Here is a 16,242-nt window from a genome sequence, read left to right as displayed (position 1 = left end):
ATGTCAAAAGCTTAGCGTTTAATCAGTCTTTTTGCGAGACTTCTAAGTCACCTATGCGGTGATGAAGCTGTTCAGGTGTTAAATTGGATATTTCTTGATTTTCTAAGTCACCTATGCGGTGATGAAGATGCTTGATTTTATCCCACTCGATTTACACGATTTCTAAGTCACCTATGCGGTGATGAAGCATTAGCTGGTTTTAATCCGTTTGATTCGGTTTTTCTAAGTCACCTATGCGGTGATGAAGGTTATCGTGGCTTAATTCGCATTGACCGTGATTTTCTAAGTCACCTATACGTTATATCTAGTAGATAGTATATAAATAATGTATAAGGTATATAGAGTAAGGTTTGGTAGGAGAAAAATTTTTTATATATATAATATATACTATATAAAATACATGTTGGTTCAAGAAATTTTGCATAATTTATAATTTGATCTATAAGGATTGCATGAGTTGCTTCTGAAAGTCTTTGATATCATCGAAGCTGTTAATGCTGCTAGCTATTTGTTAAGCCAGTTTTCTAAGGTCGGTTTGGTTAGTCATTGCTTACTCTCCTGTTAGTGGATTATAAGCAGTTACACACTTTTTAGGAAAGGCTCGGCCAATATGGGAATGCCCATCGCTTTTGATAGTCGTGCTAACTACAGCTTGTTCAATGACAAGCTACCGTTAAAAGTAGATTCTGTTATCCATAAAGCGGTGGTTGAAGTTGACGAAAAAGGCACGGTTGCCGCAGCAGCAACGGGGATTGGTGTACAACTTGTTATGGCGACTCATAAAGCCGAAATTACAGCCGACCATCCCTTTATGTTTATGATTAAAGACAATAAAACCGATGCTATATTGTTCTTAGGGCAGGTAAATAAACTTTAGTAGGAAACAGCTCAATAAGGGTATGCCTATTGTGAACCAATCAGGCGCTCTAACTGGTTCGGTTCCCTAGTGAGGATTCGAAGCTTTGGTTGTGGGCTAATGGTAGCAACGTTTCAACTCGCTAAAATAGTCTGAGTGTACTTCGTTGTGTACTTGCCCTATATATTCTATCTGTGATCGGTGCGCTATATAGTAGACATCGAGCTGCTAGTATTTGCCATAATTATTCTTCTAGGAACAATGGTCGGTTTGGAGAGTTCTATACTGCCCATTTTAGATGGTGAAAAGGTAGTGATTTAACACCATTATTGGAACATGTTCAGTGCGTTATACAGACATCGAACTCCTAGCATTAGGTGTGAATTTAATGGCGACTAAATCAATAGAAGGGGTTATTATCATTAATTTTTCTTATTAAGATCTCCCATTTTGGTTTCTACAGGACTGTCTTGTGTAGCTCACATGATCCATGTATTACAAAAGCACAAAAAAAGGTGATAGAGAAATCATCATAGTAACTGTAACTGCCTTAGCTTTTAAAATAGCCAGCTACAAGCTACAGATCACTACTAGAGTTTCATCTACCACCTTCACTATCTTATGGTGACTGAGCGTTTAAGCCACCACAAGCGTTGCAGTCTAAAGGAGCTTATTTATGCCAAATACCTTTAATAGACTCCCAATACTCTGAGAAAATAGAGTCATTACGCTTCGTTTCTTCCTGACTATCTAGATGGGTAGGTGGCAAGATATGCTCATAATAGGTATCTTTTAATAGCTTACGTAATAAGCGTTCTCCAATAAATCCTTTGCCATCATTTAGCGTATTTGCCGCTCGTAATAGGTGACGAATGTCATATTGCGATGGATCTATATCAGGCACCTGTTTTTTGATATTCAGTAGGCTATATACCGCGACTCTAGCCGTACGAACAGAGCTTTCGACGGTGAATACCACATCATTTCTAGTTTCGACAAATTGTCCTACTAAGCCTAGATTAGTACAACCTTGCGGTACAATTTCAGGGCGGTCGCCTTGCGCACGTACCATAAACTGTGAGGTGATATATGGCATATAAGTAGATCTAACAATGGTATTGTCAACCACGCCGTCTAACTCATTGATAATACCAAGGTGGTGGCAGAGCTCTGCTAAAATCTCATTACCTGTACATTCTGGCATTGGTTTCTTAATATAATTGCCATCTTTGTCCATCAGCAAACTATACACCCAAAGTACTAAGGTGTCCTTTGGTTGATCAGGGAAATGCGGCTGACGGTTACAAGTAAAGCTCATTACCCAGTTAGAATCGGTAAAGGTGACGATACCACCTGTCGCTGTTTTACCTGAGTATGGATCATTAACAGACAGCTCTTTAACCTTATCTACCAATGCAGAAGGCTTACAAGTCAGTGTGGCTGACATCCATGCAGACTCATTCACATTACCATTGAATTTTCCAGGATGACCAAAGACGCTGGACTTATGAGCAAGATTGTTCCAAAGCGTCCAACCTTTTGATTGCCCTTGATTGTCTAACATAGCATCTAGGTTTGGCGCAGAATCGTTATCACCATATCGTGTATCATCAGTCATTGTGCCTGTGGTTGCTACTACATAATCATTCTCTGTAATAGTAATACGGGTAGGCTTACCACCTACTTCTGCAATGATGGCTTTGACCGTTTTGGTTGGCTCATTAGCTGAACCCTTAACAGATTCATGGTCATCAGCTTGATTAAACTCAATATCTAAATCCGTCACCGAAGTATCGTATTGGAATTTAACCCCTTTTTCGATGATATGGTTACGTAGCGGTAAGATAAACCCATCATATTGATTGTATTTTGGAAATACTAGCATCGACATATTATGCAGACCATCTAAGTCATGCAAAAAGCGGTGCATATATAGTTTTAACTCAAGCAAGCTGTGCCATTTTTCAAAGGCAAACATGGTGCTCCAAAGTATCCAAAAGTTACTTTCAAAGAAGCTGTCGCTAAAGTAATCGTTGACTCGCACATCATCTAATTCTTCTTTGCGTTTTAGTAGTAGACGTATCAATGCTAATTGGTCAGATTTTTTTAGAGTAACACCATTCGTTTCTTTGATTTTACCTTGCTGATGTACCAAACGAGCGATTGAATAGTTAGGATCATCATCGTTAATCAGTCTATATTCATCTAGTACGCTGTATGGCTCTGGCATCTCTACTGCAGGAATATCTTGGAAGACATCCCAAAAGTTTTCATAGGTAAACTCCATCTCACGGCCACCGCGTATGACGTAGCCATTCTCAGCATTACCTGAGCCATCCATGGAGCCACCTGAAACATCTAACTGCTCTAAAAAGGTGATGTTTTCTGCCGGTACTTTACCGTCACGAATGAAGTAGTAAGCACTGGATAAGCCTGCAATGCCACTACCGATAATATAGACTTTACTCTCTTTATAAGCGTCGGTCGGTCTACCAACATTGCGTTGATAGTTGCCTATTTTGTCAGCAAACGGCAAAGTGTTTTGTGGGTAATGGTGTGGATAGGCTTTACTGGCATCTGGCTGATGTAAAAAGCTATCGATAGTTTTTTGTTTTTCATTAGTATTTTTCATTGTAGTCCCCTTAGCAGGTTACAGAGCCTTAAGACTCTGTGTTGTTTTAAGATAAAGTTATTATTAATTTAGATATCAAATATTTATATGCCAGTATTAAATGAGAACGTAGTTATTTCTTACTGTGTAATGCGTTCTTAATTTCTATTTTTTCAAAATAACGGCTTGATATAATATTAGGCAGTTTTAATACAAAAAGGCTATGAGATAGATCATTTGGTCTATCTCATAGCCTTTTTGTGCCGCTAGCAAAGAGCGATAAAACATAGTCTACGTGCTGTTCAATAAATTCATCGGAAAAAGGATTTTTCCCAGATAATCTTGCAAATTGAGGAGCAAATGTATAAATGGACGTTGCTGCACCTAATAATAAGTAGCGAATATGAAGACTATCTCCTTGAGGCGCCAATCCTAGTTTTTGCGCTCTACGGATAATATCCAACTCTTCATCACAAATAATGCGTAAATAGTTTTCAACAAACCAGTCAAGTCTTTCCGAACTCCCTTGATTGGCCTGGATCAAAAAATGATGGATATCAGGATAGTTAGCACAAAAATTTATAAAATCTTTTAATAATACTCGTATTAAAGTCGGGGTTTCAACACCTTGCATGTTTTTACGCCTCTCGAAATTGTGTTCGGTGTAGATCTCAAAACATAATTTTGCAGTGGCTTTCCATAAGGCCTCTTTAGAGCCGAAATGATGGCTAATTAAGGTATGGTTTACACCTGCCCTTTTAGCGATAACCCTAGTTGAAACGCCATTAAAACCCGTCGAGGCAAACTCACTGAGCGCCGCTGATAATATCTTATTTTTAGTTTGTAATGAGCGCTCTTGTTCTGCACGTTCCACAGGCTTTTTTTCCTTACTCACATTCAACTTATCAGCCCTTATATTAACCAACTGTTCAATTATTTAATGTTAAATCAGACAGTAATTCAGTTTTATTATGTAAGCTAAACTCTTCCTATAGTTGACCTAACATAGTGGGGACTGCCGCATTATAGATACGAGCGCCTAAGTAAGGAGCCAAGCCTTCTGCATGCACCCAAAGAGCCCTTATTTGATTTGCTGATAATCCTGCTATCATCGCTTTGCACCAGCACTCTCTCCGTAAACTCCAGTATTATCCGCACTTAACATTTACCTTTTTATTAGCCGACTCTCATCTTTACACTTTCTTTATATCCTACCTATTTATCTTAATAACACTTTTATACTTCTCTCAGCATACTAATGACATTATCTAATGAGCAGCAAGATCTTAGTAATCTTGCGGCAATTAATTGACTGATCTTGGTTTTAGGAGAGTGCTATGGAAGTATTTTCAGGGCTTATCGCCCTAGGGTTATTTGTTTATTTGCTATACGTACTGATTAAACCGGAGGCGTTTTAATGACTATCCATGCCTTATCTCAGTTGATTATTTATCTTCTCATCTTATTTACTCTGGGCTATTTTTTATCCGGTTACATCATGCAGCGTATGCAAGCGCCGATATCCCGTCTTGAATCACGCGGTTTTACTGCAATCGGTATGCTTGGACGAGATGCCAAAGGTAATATTGCCTCTGGGATGAATTGGAAACAGTATGCATTAGCTATTATCTTATTTAACGTCATTGGCTTTTTGGCGCTATTTATATTGCAACTGGTGCAAGGTAATCTACCGCTCAATCCGCAAGCAATGACCGGCGTCACTTGGGACTTGGCCATGAATACGGCCATTAGTTTTATGACCAATACCAACTGGCAGGCTTATGGTGGCGAAAGCACCATGAGTTATCTCACCCAAATGCTAGGTATGTCGCTACAAAACTTTCTGTCAGCAGCCACAGGTATTGCCGTCGCTTTTGCCTTGATGCGTGGTTTAGTATTCAAAAAAAGCGCTCACCTTGGTAATGCGTGGGTCGATTTATGGCGCTGTAATATTTACATCCTACTACCGATAGCGACAATCATCGCGCTGCTACTAATGAGCCAAGGCGTTGTACAAACCTTATCGACTTATATGGACGTGCAAACTCTGCAAGGTGATACCCAAACTATCGCCTTAGGTCCAGTCGCGTCACAAGAAGCGATTAAAATGTTAGGGACTAACGGTGGTGGTTTCTTTAATGCCAACTCTGCCCACCCATTTGAAAATCCAACGCCTTTTTCTAATTTAATTCAGATGCTCGCTATTTTTCTTATTCCTACTTCACTATGTTTTTGTCTCGGTAAAATGAGTGGCAACATCAAGCAAGGTGTGGCGATATTAGCAGCTATGACCCTATTGTTTGTCGGTATGTATTCATTAACGGTAAGTAGTGAACTTGCTGGTAATCCTTGGTTAACATCACAAGTGTCAGGGCTAACCGCTGCTGATGTCAGTGGCAATATGGAAGGTAAAGAAGTGCGCTTTGGTATTGTGGCTTCATCGTTATTTGCCACCATCACCACTGCGGCATCATGTGGTGCAGTAAATGCAATGCATGACTCATTTACCCCTATGGGCGGCTTTGGTTTGATGTTACAGATGCAATTAGGTGAAGTGGTATTTGGCGGTGTCGGAGCCGGACTGTACGGCATGTTGCTATTTGCAATATTGGCGGTATTCGTATCAGGACTCATGATTGGACGGACGCCAGAATATCTCGGTAAAAAGATTGAACCCTTTGAGATGAAAATGGTGGTATTAGCATTACTTGCAGCACCCACTATGGTGCTAATGGGAACGGCGATTAGTGTCATGACTGCGAGTGGTCAAGCAGGGATTTTTAATCCTGGCGCTCATGGTTTTAGTGAGGTGCTGTATGCCTTTAGCTCTGCTGCCAATAATAATGGGTCTGCTTTTGCAGGATTGGGGGCCAATTCGGTCTTTTATAACTCTATGCTTGGGCTTGCGATGGTGGTTGGGCGTTTTGGAGTCATCATTCCAGTACTGGCTTTGGCAGGGTCATTGGCGAAAAAACCAAGACTTGAAGTCAATAGCGGTACTTTACCGACGACTACGCCATTATTTGTGGGTCTATTAGTTGGAACCGTGCTGATGATTGGCGCATTGACTTTCATTCCTGCTTTAGCGCTTGGACCTATTATAGAGCATATATGGATGATGAAAGGTTAGCCGCTGCCTATTTGTCTAGGCTTTAGCAAATTTGGCAAAGTTGACAGATTTGCTAAATAGGCACTTACCTTTTTAGTGGTGAATTGCCCCCTTTTTATGATTATGTTAGGAATAAAGACCATGAATGTTTCAATAGATGCTAATAATAAAACCTTAGATGTGCCGCCTCAACAAGAGCCTGATAACTCTGATTTACCCGAAAAACCTTCCCAAGGCCTCCTAGATCCGGCGCTGATTAAGCCGGCGCTAAAAGATGCGCTACTCAAGCTTGATCCTCGCGTTCAGTGGCGAAATCCGGTGATGTTCGTCGTTTATATCGGCTCATGGTTGACGACTATATTAGCCATTAATATGTTAATCCAAGGTCAAACGGGCCTGGTCTTTACCTTGTTAATTACGTTTTGGCTATGGTTTACCTTATTATTTGCCAACTTTGCTGAAGCCTTAGCAGAAGGTCGCAGTAAAGCGCAAGCATCGAGTCTTAAGCAGGCACGTCAAGATGTGCAAGCACGTAAGCTTGCTGGTAGCGACCGATTATCCGCTGCTACTATGGTGCAGGCGACTGAACTTAATCAAGATGATATTGTCTTAGTGCAAATGGGAGAAATCATTCCAGCGGATGGTGAGGTTATAGAAGGTCTTGCCTCAGTCGATGAGTCAGCCATCACCGGTGAATCCGCTCCAGTTATTCGTGAAAGTGGCGGTGATTTTAACGCGGTTACCGGCGGTACTAAAGTCTTGTCTGACTGGCTAGTAATTCGTATTACCCAAGCGCCGGGGCAAGGATTTTTAGATCGTATGATTGCCTTAGTAGAAGGTGCCAAACGTACCAAAACGCCCAATGAGATTGCACTGACTATTTTGCTTATTGCATTAACCCTGATATTTCTAATGGTTTGCGTCACTCTGTTGCCGTTCTCTCAGTTTGCAGTGCTCGCATCGGGTCAAGGCGATCCCATCTCTATTGTTATTCTAGTCGCATTACTGGTCTGCCTGATTCCAACAACGATTGGCGGTCTATTATCAGCTATTGGCGTAGCAGGCATGAGCCGTATGATGCAAGCCAATGTCATTGCGACCTCTGGACGTGCGGTAGAAGCTGCGGGCGACGTTGATGTGCTATTGCTCGATAAGACCGGCACCATTACTTATGGTAACCGTCAAGCTTCGTTATTCCTGCCATCGAATGGTATCAACGAGAACTTGCTAGCTGAAGTAGCCTTGATTAGCTCGCTAACCGATGAGACGCCCGAAGGTCGCAGTATCGTCAAATTAGCACAAAGCCGTTTTGATATCGATGAAAACGTCTGGAAATCAAAGCCATTTGAAACCATAGAATTTACCGCGCAAACTCGAATGAGTGGTACCGATATTGAGCAACGCCGCATCCGTAAGGGCGCTTATGATGCCATTGTAAATTGGGTGACAGAACAAGGTGGCACACTACCGAGTAATTTGGAGCAACAAGTAGAAGAAGTGGCTCGCCGCGGTAGTACACCTCTGTTAGTTGCAGATGGTCAGCAGATATTAGGTGTTATTGAGCTCAAAGATGTGGTCAAATCTGGCATCAAAGAGCGCTTTGCTGAATTGCGTAAAATCGGTATTACTACTGTGATGATTACTGGTGATAACCCTTTAACGGCTGCTGCCATCGCTGCTGAAGCTGGGGTTGATGACTTTATGGCGGAGGCCACACCAGAGCAAAAACTTGAGCTGATTCGTAGTTATCAGCGCCAAGGTAAGCTAGTAGCAATGACTGGTGACGGTACCAATGACGCGCCAGCACTTGCCCAAGCTGATGTTGCAGTTGCTATGAATAGCGGGACTCAAGCGGCAAAAGAAGCAGCAAACATGGTGGATTTGGACTCAAATCCGACCAAGCTTATTGAAGTGGTGCAAACTGGTAAGCAGATGTTAATGACCCGCGGGGCGCTGACGACTTTTAGTTTGGCCAATGACGTTGCTAAATACTTTGCGATTATTCCAGCGGCCTTTGCGGGTACTTACCCTGCTCTAAACGTCTTAAATATTATGCATTTAGGCAGCCCAAAGAGCGCTATTTTATCAGCGGTTATTTTTAATGCCTTAATCATTGTATTTCTCATTCCACTAGCGCTGCGAGGGGTTAAATATCGTCCAGACTCTGCTATTAACTTATTGCGCCGCAACCTCTTGATATATGGATTGGGCGGACTACTGCTACCGTTTGTGGGTATTAAACTTATCGATATGCTCATTAACGTATTGCAATTGGTCTAATCATTCATAAGGAATATTACTATGCACACTCATTCTCATCCAAACACTAAACCATCACTGCAAGATGCAACAGATAGCAATAATGCATTAGATAACGCTGCTACTCATATGCCAATGCTCAAACCTGCTATATTACTATTTATACTATTAGGTATCATTTTAGGGTTATGCTACCCATTACTGATGACAGGCGTCGGGCAAGTGACTATGCCCAATCAGGCAAATGGCAGCTTAATAGAAAAAGAGGGACAACTGGTTGGCTCTGCGCTCATCGGTCAACCGTTTGACCAACCACAATATATATGGACACGACCTTCTGCTGCGGGTGACGGTTATGATGCCACCCAATCTTCAGGTAGTAACTTAGGACCTTTAAATCCTGAACTTGCCAGCAATGTTGAGGCGCAAGTACAAAAGCTTAAGGCGGCTGATCTACAGAACAAAGCGCCGATACCGATTGATTTGGTAACCATGTCGGGAAGTGGCCTGGATCCACATATCTCACCTGCGGCTGCACAGTGGCAAGCAAATAGAGTGGCAAGCATACGCGGGATAAGTGTTGAACAAGTACAAAAAGCGATCGATGATAATACCGATAGTAAGCAGTTTAATATTTTTGGAGAGCCGCGTGTCAATGTGCTAGCAGTTAACTTAGCGTTAGACGAGATATCTACTCTCCCAGTTAAATAGTAAGACAGTATTAACCAAAACGACTGGGTTAACCAAACGCCGCCGCTTTAATTTACTTTTATTTAAGAGCTATCGAGGGTCATGATGAATATTAACCGCCCTAGCCCAGATGCGTTATTGCAGCAAATTAAGCAGCAAGAGTATACGGTCAATAGAGGTAAGTTAAAGATATTTTTTGGGGCGTCGGCTGGGGTTGGTAAAACGTATGACATGCTGACCTCTGCACATCAAGCACAAGCGCATGGACGTAATGTATTGGTTGGTATTGTAGAGACGCATGGCCGTAGTGAAACGGCAGCACTGGTGCAAGGGCTATCAGTACTGCCGCTACGCGAGATTGAATATCGTGGACAGATGCTACAAGAGTTCGACATTGATGCCGCTCTCGCCAGTCATCCAGATATTTTGTTGGTTGATGAGCTGGCGCATAGTAATATTCCAGGATCTCGCCACCCGAAACGCTGGCATGATGTTGAAGAGTTACTAAAAGCAGGTATCAGTGTTTACACAACCCTAAACGTTCAGCATTTAGAAAGCTTAAATGATGTTGTCAATCAAATTACCGGAGTGGTGGTTCAAGAAACCTTGCCCGACTGGTTTTTTGATCAGGCAAATGAAGTGGTATTGGTTGATTTACCGGCAGATGAATTATTGGCGCGTCTGCATGAAGGCAAAGTATATATCCCAAGCCAAGCCAAACACGCTATTAATAACTTCTTTCGTAAAGGTAATCTGATTGCGCTGCGAGAGTTGGCATTACGCCGAACCGCAGACTTGGTCGATGCCGACATGCAAGATTATCGCAATCAAGCTCGAATCTCACCCATTTGGAATACCGCAGATCAGTTGCTGGTAGGTATCAGTACGGGGGCACACAGTGAACGTCTTATTCGCCATGCTGCTAGGCTGGCCAGTAGTCTACATTCACAGTGGTATGTGGTGCATGTCGATACACCACGCGGTTTGAATCGCTCGGTTAATAATAAGCAGAAGGTTTTGGAAGCGCTACGTTTAGCGGATGATTTGGGTGCAAAAACTGAAGTGATTAGTGCCATTACCGTGGCAGAGGGTTTGACCAGTTATGCCCATCAATTCAATATTGGCCGTATTATTATTGGACAAAACTATGCTAACCGTTCTAGACCCTATCACTGGCGGCAATCGCTAGTAAGGCGTATCTCACAGCAAGACGTCAATTTAGATTTGATCTTAGTCAATCAAACTAAGAAGTTAAGCAAAACCACTAATGAGCGTCAATCCCCGTCTTGGAACGTGGCAGAATTATCATCAGTAGATAACCGTAACGGCTATCTCATGGCAGTTTTGGGATGCGGGTTAGTAACCGTTACCCTAGTTGCCCTCACACGCTGGTTTGATTTAGCCAACGTGGTCATGCTGTACCTATTAGTGATTGTCTTTATCTCAGTACGCTTTGGACGCGCTCCTGGTATATTGGCTGCTTTTTTAAGCGTGTTAAGTTTTGATTTATTTTTTGTTGAACCTAAGCTGTCATTTAACGTCAGTGATGTCCAATACTTAGTTACCTTTGCCGTTATGCTCGTTGTCTCTTTAATCATTAATAACCTAGCAGTTGGCCTGCGATTTCAAGCACAAGCGGCACGTAAACGTGAACAGCAGGCCATATCCATGAGCTATCTTGCTCAAAGCCTGAGCGCGGCTCGTAAAAACGATGACATTATCAGCCAAGCTGCAGCATGGCTAACGCAGCATATTGCTAGCACCGCAATCGTAGTAATGCCCGACTCGAACAATAAGCTAATTGTTATGACTGACTGCACGATACCTGCAGAATTCAATTGGGTTGTCACCCGATGGGTGTTTGATCATAACGAAAGCGCGGGTCTAGGAACTAATACGCTCACCGCCAATACAATGCACTATCGGGCACTCGCTACATCAAATCAGGTGCTTGGTGTCTTAGCATTGATGCCGACAGATAGTGAGAGTTTCAATCAACCCGAACAGCAACGAACCCTTGATATGGCTATTGCCCAAATAACGCTAGCTTTAGAGCGGGTATATTACGCAAAAGTGGCTCAAACCGCGCTCATAAAGGTAGAGTCAGAGCGGCTGCGTGGGACGCTATTATCGGCGCTGTCTCATGATATCCGAACGCCAATAACGGTATTATCTGGTTTAGCGTCTTCTCTTGCTACCCAGACTTTAACCGTAAGTGAGCAGAAGCAACTAGCCGTTGATATTGAGCAGCAAGCAAACGTTATTCAGCGTTTAGTGATTAATATTTTAGATTACGTCTCGCTACAGTCTGGCGGCATGAAATTAAACAAGCAATGGGTGAGCTTAGAGGAAATCGTTGGCAGTAATATCCGTCAACTTGAGCACTACTTAAAAGAGCGCCAGATAGAAATAGACATCCCTCATAATATTGACTTTATTTATACTGACGAATTGATATTGTCGCGCATTTTAAATAACTTAATAACCAATGCAATCAATTATACCCCAGACGATGCCTGTATTTGTATCAAAGCAATGCTTGATAATAATCAGCAATACCTGATAACGGTGACAGACACAGGAGAAGGTCTACCTGTAGGTATGGAGACGCAAATATTTGAACGCTTTACTCGAGGGAATTCAGAAGGTACCACAACGGGATTGGGTTTAGGCTTGGCTTTGAGCAGAGATTTAGTTGAGCATCTGGGTGGCACGTTAAGTGCTAATAATATACAACCTCACGGTGCACAATTTATTATAACCCTACCTTGGCAACCTTTGCCTGAACAGGATTTATTAAGTGACGACTTTATAGCAAGCAGCCCAAATATTGATTCAGCAAACTTAGCACGATAAGTGCTATATCATAAGGTCAATACTAATAGCGAAAAACACACTTATGAAGACCCTACTAATTATCGAAGATGAAGCCCATATTGCGCGATTTATTAAAACAGCGATGGAGCAAGAAGGCTATCAAGTTTATACCGCTGATAGCTCGCATAGGGGCTTAATAGAAGCTGCGACGCGCCGTCCTGACTTACTTATATTAGATCTTGGCTTACCTGACGGTGATGGCTGTGACGTCATTGCAGATATTAGAACGTGGTCCTCATTACCTATTTTAGTATTATCAGCTCGCAGTGATGAACAGGATAAAATAAAAGCGCTCAATTTAGGTGCAGATGATTATTTAGTGAAACCTTTTAGTATGGGCGAATTAATTGCTCGTGTTAATGCACATATGCGCCGCTGGCAGGTTGGCTACGAAGCACCCAGTCAGATAGAGCTTGGCAATGTCAGCATCGATCTTACGCAGAGGCAAGTCAAGAAAAATGGTAAAGACGTCCATTTAACACCTATTGAGTATCGCTTACTTACTGTCCTGATCCGTTATGCAGAAAAAGTACTGACCCATAAACAACTGCTTAATGAAGTTTGGGGTAAAGGTCATAACCATCAAGAACATTATGTCCGCATATTTATGTCAAATTTACGGCAAAAACTAGAAGACAACCCTTCTCGCCCTAACTATTTCTTAACCGAAATCGGTGTCGGCTACAAGCTACATATTCCTAAAGACTGACAATACATGAATATATTTAGTCTCCTAACTAGAATCTTAAGCTAATGGTAAGATGAAAAAAAAGAGGGCAACATCATGAACAAGCTCAATATATCCATCATAGCCATTGCGATATTGGTGCTGTTATCAGGTTGTGATAAATCAATAGAAGATCCCAATATAGTATTTTCAGAAAATAATAGAGATCCTATTAAAGAGCTTGAAATAACCTCAGCCGTCGATCCCCGTCAATTAAATTATAAACAAACCTTTTATGTGCCCATTTATTCAGACATTTATATTGATAGGTACAATCAAAAAGTATTGCTATCGGCGACTTTGAGCATTCGTAATACCACATTAAAAAAATCGCTTTATATCAATAAAATTGATTATTACGGTACTAACGGAGAGCTAATAAAGTCATATATTAAGAACTCAATTGAGCTACCACCCATGGCAACCCTCAACTATATCGTTGAAAAAGAAGAAAATAAAGGGGGTCCTGGTGCAGACTTTATCATTGAGGTTGAAGGTTTAGATGATACGGTTAAACCAGTGATTGAGGCGGTAATGATTGGCAATTTTAATAATAAAGCTTTTGCTTTTAATACACAGGGGACGCCGATTGTGCAGTGATGAAAAATCATTTTACATTAAATGTGTATCGTTCTTTGATACATAAGGTAGAACACAAAAATATATTCTAAAAATGACTTTTTTATCTTTAAATTGACCATTTGGTCAATAACGACTTCATCTGATCGCTCTTTTCTAACTTGAACTTAGGCATGTTCAGAAGACTTCCTTATTCCTTAATCATTCAGTCTAGTCTGGATATTCTTAAGTATAGGTCATATGCTTCATGTTTTTCTCCTTTATATGCAGAGATTAAAACATTTGGTGGTGTATCAAAAAGTATGTGAGGAATAAGGGAGAGTGACAGCCGGAGCAAAGATGTTATATTTGAGGTTATGAAGACACAAATAGACATTAATTGCCCCGACTGCCGCATTCCCAGTTTTTCGATGAATGGTATAAAAAGCTATGGCAAGCAAAACTACCAATGCAAAGCCTGCAAACGTCAATTCATTGGCGACCATGCGATTACTTACCAAGGTTGCCACTCTCAAATAGATGATAAAATACGCCTCATGATAGTACGAGGCTGCAGCGTTAGAGACATCGCTACTACAGTATCGCAATCATGAAAGACTTAGACGTTGTTTATGTAGATCGTGTTTTATCTGAGTGATTTCTTCAAATCTACCTACCAGTTGGAACTCATGTACCAATCTGGGCAAGTGCCAGTGGCAAATTATTCCTATCACAGCTATCCAAGGCAAAATGCAAACGCATCATCGACAAAATATCAATACATGCATTAACTACAAATACGCAGACGGATAAAAAAAGATTAATGCATACTATTGCTGAAACACGGGGTACTAGAATCAGAATAGACAACGAAGAGTTTATTCCTGGTATCGTAGCTTGTGCTGTGCTAATTCCTAATGGTGAAAATGAAGCTTTTGCTACGGTTTTTACCCATGGTCCAACTGTAAGAAAAACTTTAGATGAGTTATTGGGGTACGTACCTATCATGCGGAAAGATGCCAATGAACTATCAGTTATTTTTAATAGGGACTATGAATAGACTTATATAGCTGTCCAACCACCATCAACCTTGATGGTCTCGCCTGTTACAAAATTAGCAAGATTCGATGCCAAATATAATACCGCACCTGAAATATCTTCCGGCTGCGATAGACCATCCAGTAAGATTCTACTATCGACATCTTTTTTAAACGCTTCATCTATAAACATTTTTTCTGTCAGCTCAGTTTCTATGAAGGTCGGTGCCACAGCATTAACGCGTATACCCTGCTTTGCCCATTCTACAGCTAAAGCTTTTGTTAGCTGAACTAGACCTCCCTTACTTGAACAATACGCTGCACGCTTTACATAACCCACAAATGCCATTTGAGAAGCGATATTGATAATGCGACCGTTATTTTGTTTAAGCATATATTTAGCAGCTGCCTGACTTGCAAAAAATGCTGTTTTTAGATTCAAGTCGAGTACCGTGTCCCAATCTTCTTCTGTCACTTCCATTGCCGGTTTGGCAATATTGATACCAGCGTTATTGACCAGTACATCGATGGTGCCAAAGTGGGACACTGCCTTTTCGATCAGATTCCGTACTTCAGAAATATCGCTTAGATCGCCAGAGACTGCGATGCACTTCGGATTGTACTTGTGCATTTCTTTCAAAACTGAGCTAAGAGTCGCTTCGTCTCTTCCAGAGATTACCACATTGGCTTCTAGTTTCGCGAAAGTTAATGCAATGTTTTTACCAATTCCTTTGCTGCTGCCTGTGATCACAACGGTTTTGTTTTTCAATTCAGAAAAATAAGTATTCATTTTGACATCCCTGCCTTCAAATCATTTTTCAGGAAATAAATCAGTGTTTGTTCCCGTTCTTCATTCATTTTCGCCGACACATCAGGCGCCCATGAATAAAACCCTTCTCCAGTTTTATCTCCCAGTTTGTTTTCATTTACAAGTTGAGACAGAACTTCACCTGATCGCTGATCTGTCGATAGATCTTCGAATAAATAATTAGAAATGGCCGAGAATACATCTAGTCCACCCATATCTGCAGACATCAGTGGTCCTGTTACAGGCAGCCGACGACCTATGCTGTAGGTCACAGCAGCATCGATATCTTCTTTTGAAGCAGCTCCAGAATCTAATAATGCCTGTGCTTCCCGAAACAGTGCATATTGTAAACGATTCCCAATAAACCCTGGGATTTCTTTGTTAAGTACTATCGCTTTTTTATTCATCAACTTTAAAACGTCCATTGCTCGTTGGACTGTCATTGCATCTGTATGCTCACCTTTGACCACCTCTACCAAAGGAATGAGATGTGCTGGGTTCCAGAAATGGGTTACAACGAAACGTGCAGGATGCAGCATATCCACCGCTAACGCACTTGGCTTGAATCCTGAAGTATTACTGGGGTAATCCCCCCTAAAAATAAGAACACCTAGAAATAGAGAGTAGCTGCTAAACTACCAGCAGGAGATTCTTATGAAAAAGACCCGCTTTAGCGACAACCAGATCGTCAACATTCTAAAACAAGCAGA

General features: G+C 41.5%; 13 protein-coding genes and 2 pseudogenes. 10 read left to right on the top strand and 5 right to left on the bottom strand.

Translation table 11 applies throughout. From position 1 onward, the window contains the following. Positions 1-445: 445 nt before the first annotated feature. A pseudogene (locus WAZ74_RS13220) lies at positions 446-547 on the bottom strand (transposase); the annotation flags it as partial. Between the two features lie 63 nt (positions 548-610). Between WAZ74_RS13220 and WAZ74_RS13215 the strand changes: the two are divergent. After that, positions 611-877 carry a serpin family protein gene (locus WAZ74_RS13215; protein ID WP_011959968.1) on the top strand — a complete coding sequence of 89 codons (267 nt, stop codon included), beginning with the start codon at positions 611-613 and terminating at the stop codon, positions 875-877. 649 nt (positions 878-1,526) lie between these two features. Here the strand turns inward: WAZ74_RS13215 and WAZ74_RS13210 are convergent. Next, positions 1,527-3,488: an oleate hydratase gene (locus tag WAZ74_RS13210; RefSeq protein ID WP_422308766.1), complete on the bottom strand. Its 1,962-nt coding sequence runs from the start codon at positions 3,486-3,488 to the stop codon at positions 1,527-1,529. A gap of 226 nt (positions 3,489-3,714) precedes the next feature. Continuing rightward, a complete protein-coding gene (locus WAZ74_RS13205; protein ID WP_422308765.1) occupies positions 3,715-4,341 on the bottom strand; it encodes a TetR/AcrR family transcriptional regulator in 627 nt (208 codons plus the stop codon). A 463-nt stretch (positions 4,342-4,804) separates the two neighbouring features. Here WAZ74_RS13205 and kdpF point away from each other — a divergent pair, with 463 nt between their 5' ends. The 9 genes and pseudogenes from kdpF (at position 4,805) to WAZ74_RS13160 (ending at position 14,747) form a co-directional block, all read left to right on the top strand. Further along, positions 4,805-4,885: a K(+)-transporting ATPase subunit F gene (gene kdpF, locus WAZ74_RS13200; protein WP_084674193.1), complete on the top strand. Its 81-nt coding sequence runs from the start codon at positions 4,805-4,807 to the stop codon at positions 4,883-4,885. Next, the gene (gene kdpA, locus WAZ74_RS13195; protein ID WP_422308764.1) at positions 4,885-6,597 is read left to right on the top strand and encodes a potassium-transporting ATPase subunit KdpA; all 1,713 of its coding nucleotides are present in this window, start codon (positions 4,885-4,887) and stop codon (positions 6,595-6,597) included. Before kdpF ends, kdpA begins: the two co-directional genes overlap by 1 nt. Positions 6,598-6,717: 120 nt before the next feature. Then, a complete protein-coding gene (kdpB, locus tag WAZ74_RS13190) occupies positions 6,718-8,856 on the top strand; it encodes a potassium-transporting ATPase subunit KdpB (RefSeq protein ID WP_422308763.1) in 2,139 nt (712 codons plus the stop codon). Between the two features lie 21 nt (positions 8,857-8,877). After that, the gene (kdpC, locus tag WAZ74_RS13185; RefSeq protein ID WP_422308762.1) at positions 8,878-9,546 is read left to right on the top strand and encodes a potassium-transporting ATPase subunit KdpC; all 669 of its coding nucleotides are present in this window, start codon (positions 8,878-8,880) and stop codon (positions 9,544-9,546) included. A gap of 81 nt (positions 9,547-9,627) precedes the next feature. Beyond that, the gene (locus WAZ74_RS13180; RefSeq protein ID WP_422308761.1) at positions 9,628-12,381 is read left to right on the top strand and encodes a DUF4118 domain-containing protein; all 2,754 of its coding nucleotides are present in this window, start codon (positions 9,628-9,630) and stop codon (positions 12,379-12,381) included. A gap of 43 nt (positions 12,382-12,424) precedes the next feature. Next, positions 12,425-13,111, top strand: a complete 687-nt coding sequence (locus WAZ74_RS13175) for a response regulator (RefSeq protein WP_422308760.1) — start codon at positions 12,425-12,427, stop codon at positions 13,109-13,111. 75 nt (positions 13,112-13,186) lie between these two features. Then, positions 13,187-13,729, top strand: coding sequence for a DUF3124 domain-containing protein (locus WAZ74_RS13170; RefSeq protein WP_422308759.1), 543 nt, complete (start codon positions 13,187-13,189; stop codon positions 13,727-13,729). A gap of 335 nt (positions 13,730-14,064) precedes the next feature. Next, a pseudogene (locus WAZ74_RS13165) lies at positions 14,065-14,280 on the top strand (transposase-like zinc-binding domain-containing protein); the annotation flags it as partial. Between the two features lie 74 nt (positions 14,281-14,354). Next, entirely contained in the window at positions 14,355-14,747 is a 393-nt protein-coding gene (locus WAZ74_RS13160; RefSeq protein ID WP_422308768.1) for an IclR family transcriptional regulator domain-containing protein, read from the top strand. Between the two features lie 2 nt (positions 14,748-14,749). Here the strand turns inward: WAZ74_RS13160 and WAZ74_RS13155 are convergent, their stop codons facing one another. Together WAZ74_RS13155 and WAZ74_RS13150 are read right to left on the bottom strand one after the other, a co-directional pair. Continuing rightward, complete coding sequence (locus tag WAZ74_RS13155) at positions 14,750-15,514, bottom strand: SDR family NAD(P)-dependent oxidoreductase (RefSeq protein ID WP_422308758.1); 765 nt, start codon at positions 15,512-15,514, stop codon at positions 14,750-14,752. Beyond that, positions 15,511-16,134, bottom strand: a complete 624-nt coding sequence (locus WAZ74_RS13150; RefSeq protein WP_422308767.1) for a 3-hydroxyacyl-CoA dehydrogenase family protein — start codon at positions 16,132-16,134, stop codon at positions 15,511-15,513. The genes WAZ74_RS13155 and WAZ74_RS13150 overlap by 4 nt, the downstream gene beginning before the upstream one ends. Between the last annotated feature and the right edge of the window lie 108 nt (positions 16,135-16,242).

This window comes from Psychrobacter sp., from assembly GCF_049295055.1.
Lineage (GTDB): Bacteria > Pseudomonadota > Gammaproteobacteria > Pseudomonadales > Moraxellaceae > Psychrobacter.
This window is presented reverse-complemented; position numbering and strand designations above follow the sequence as displayed.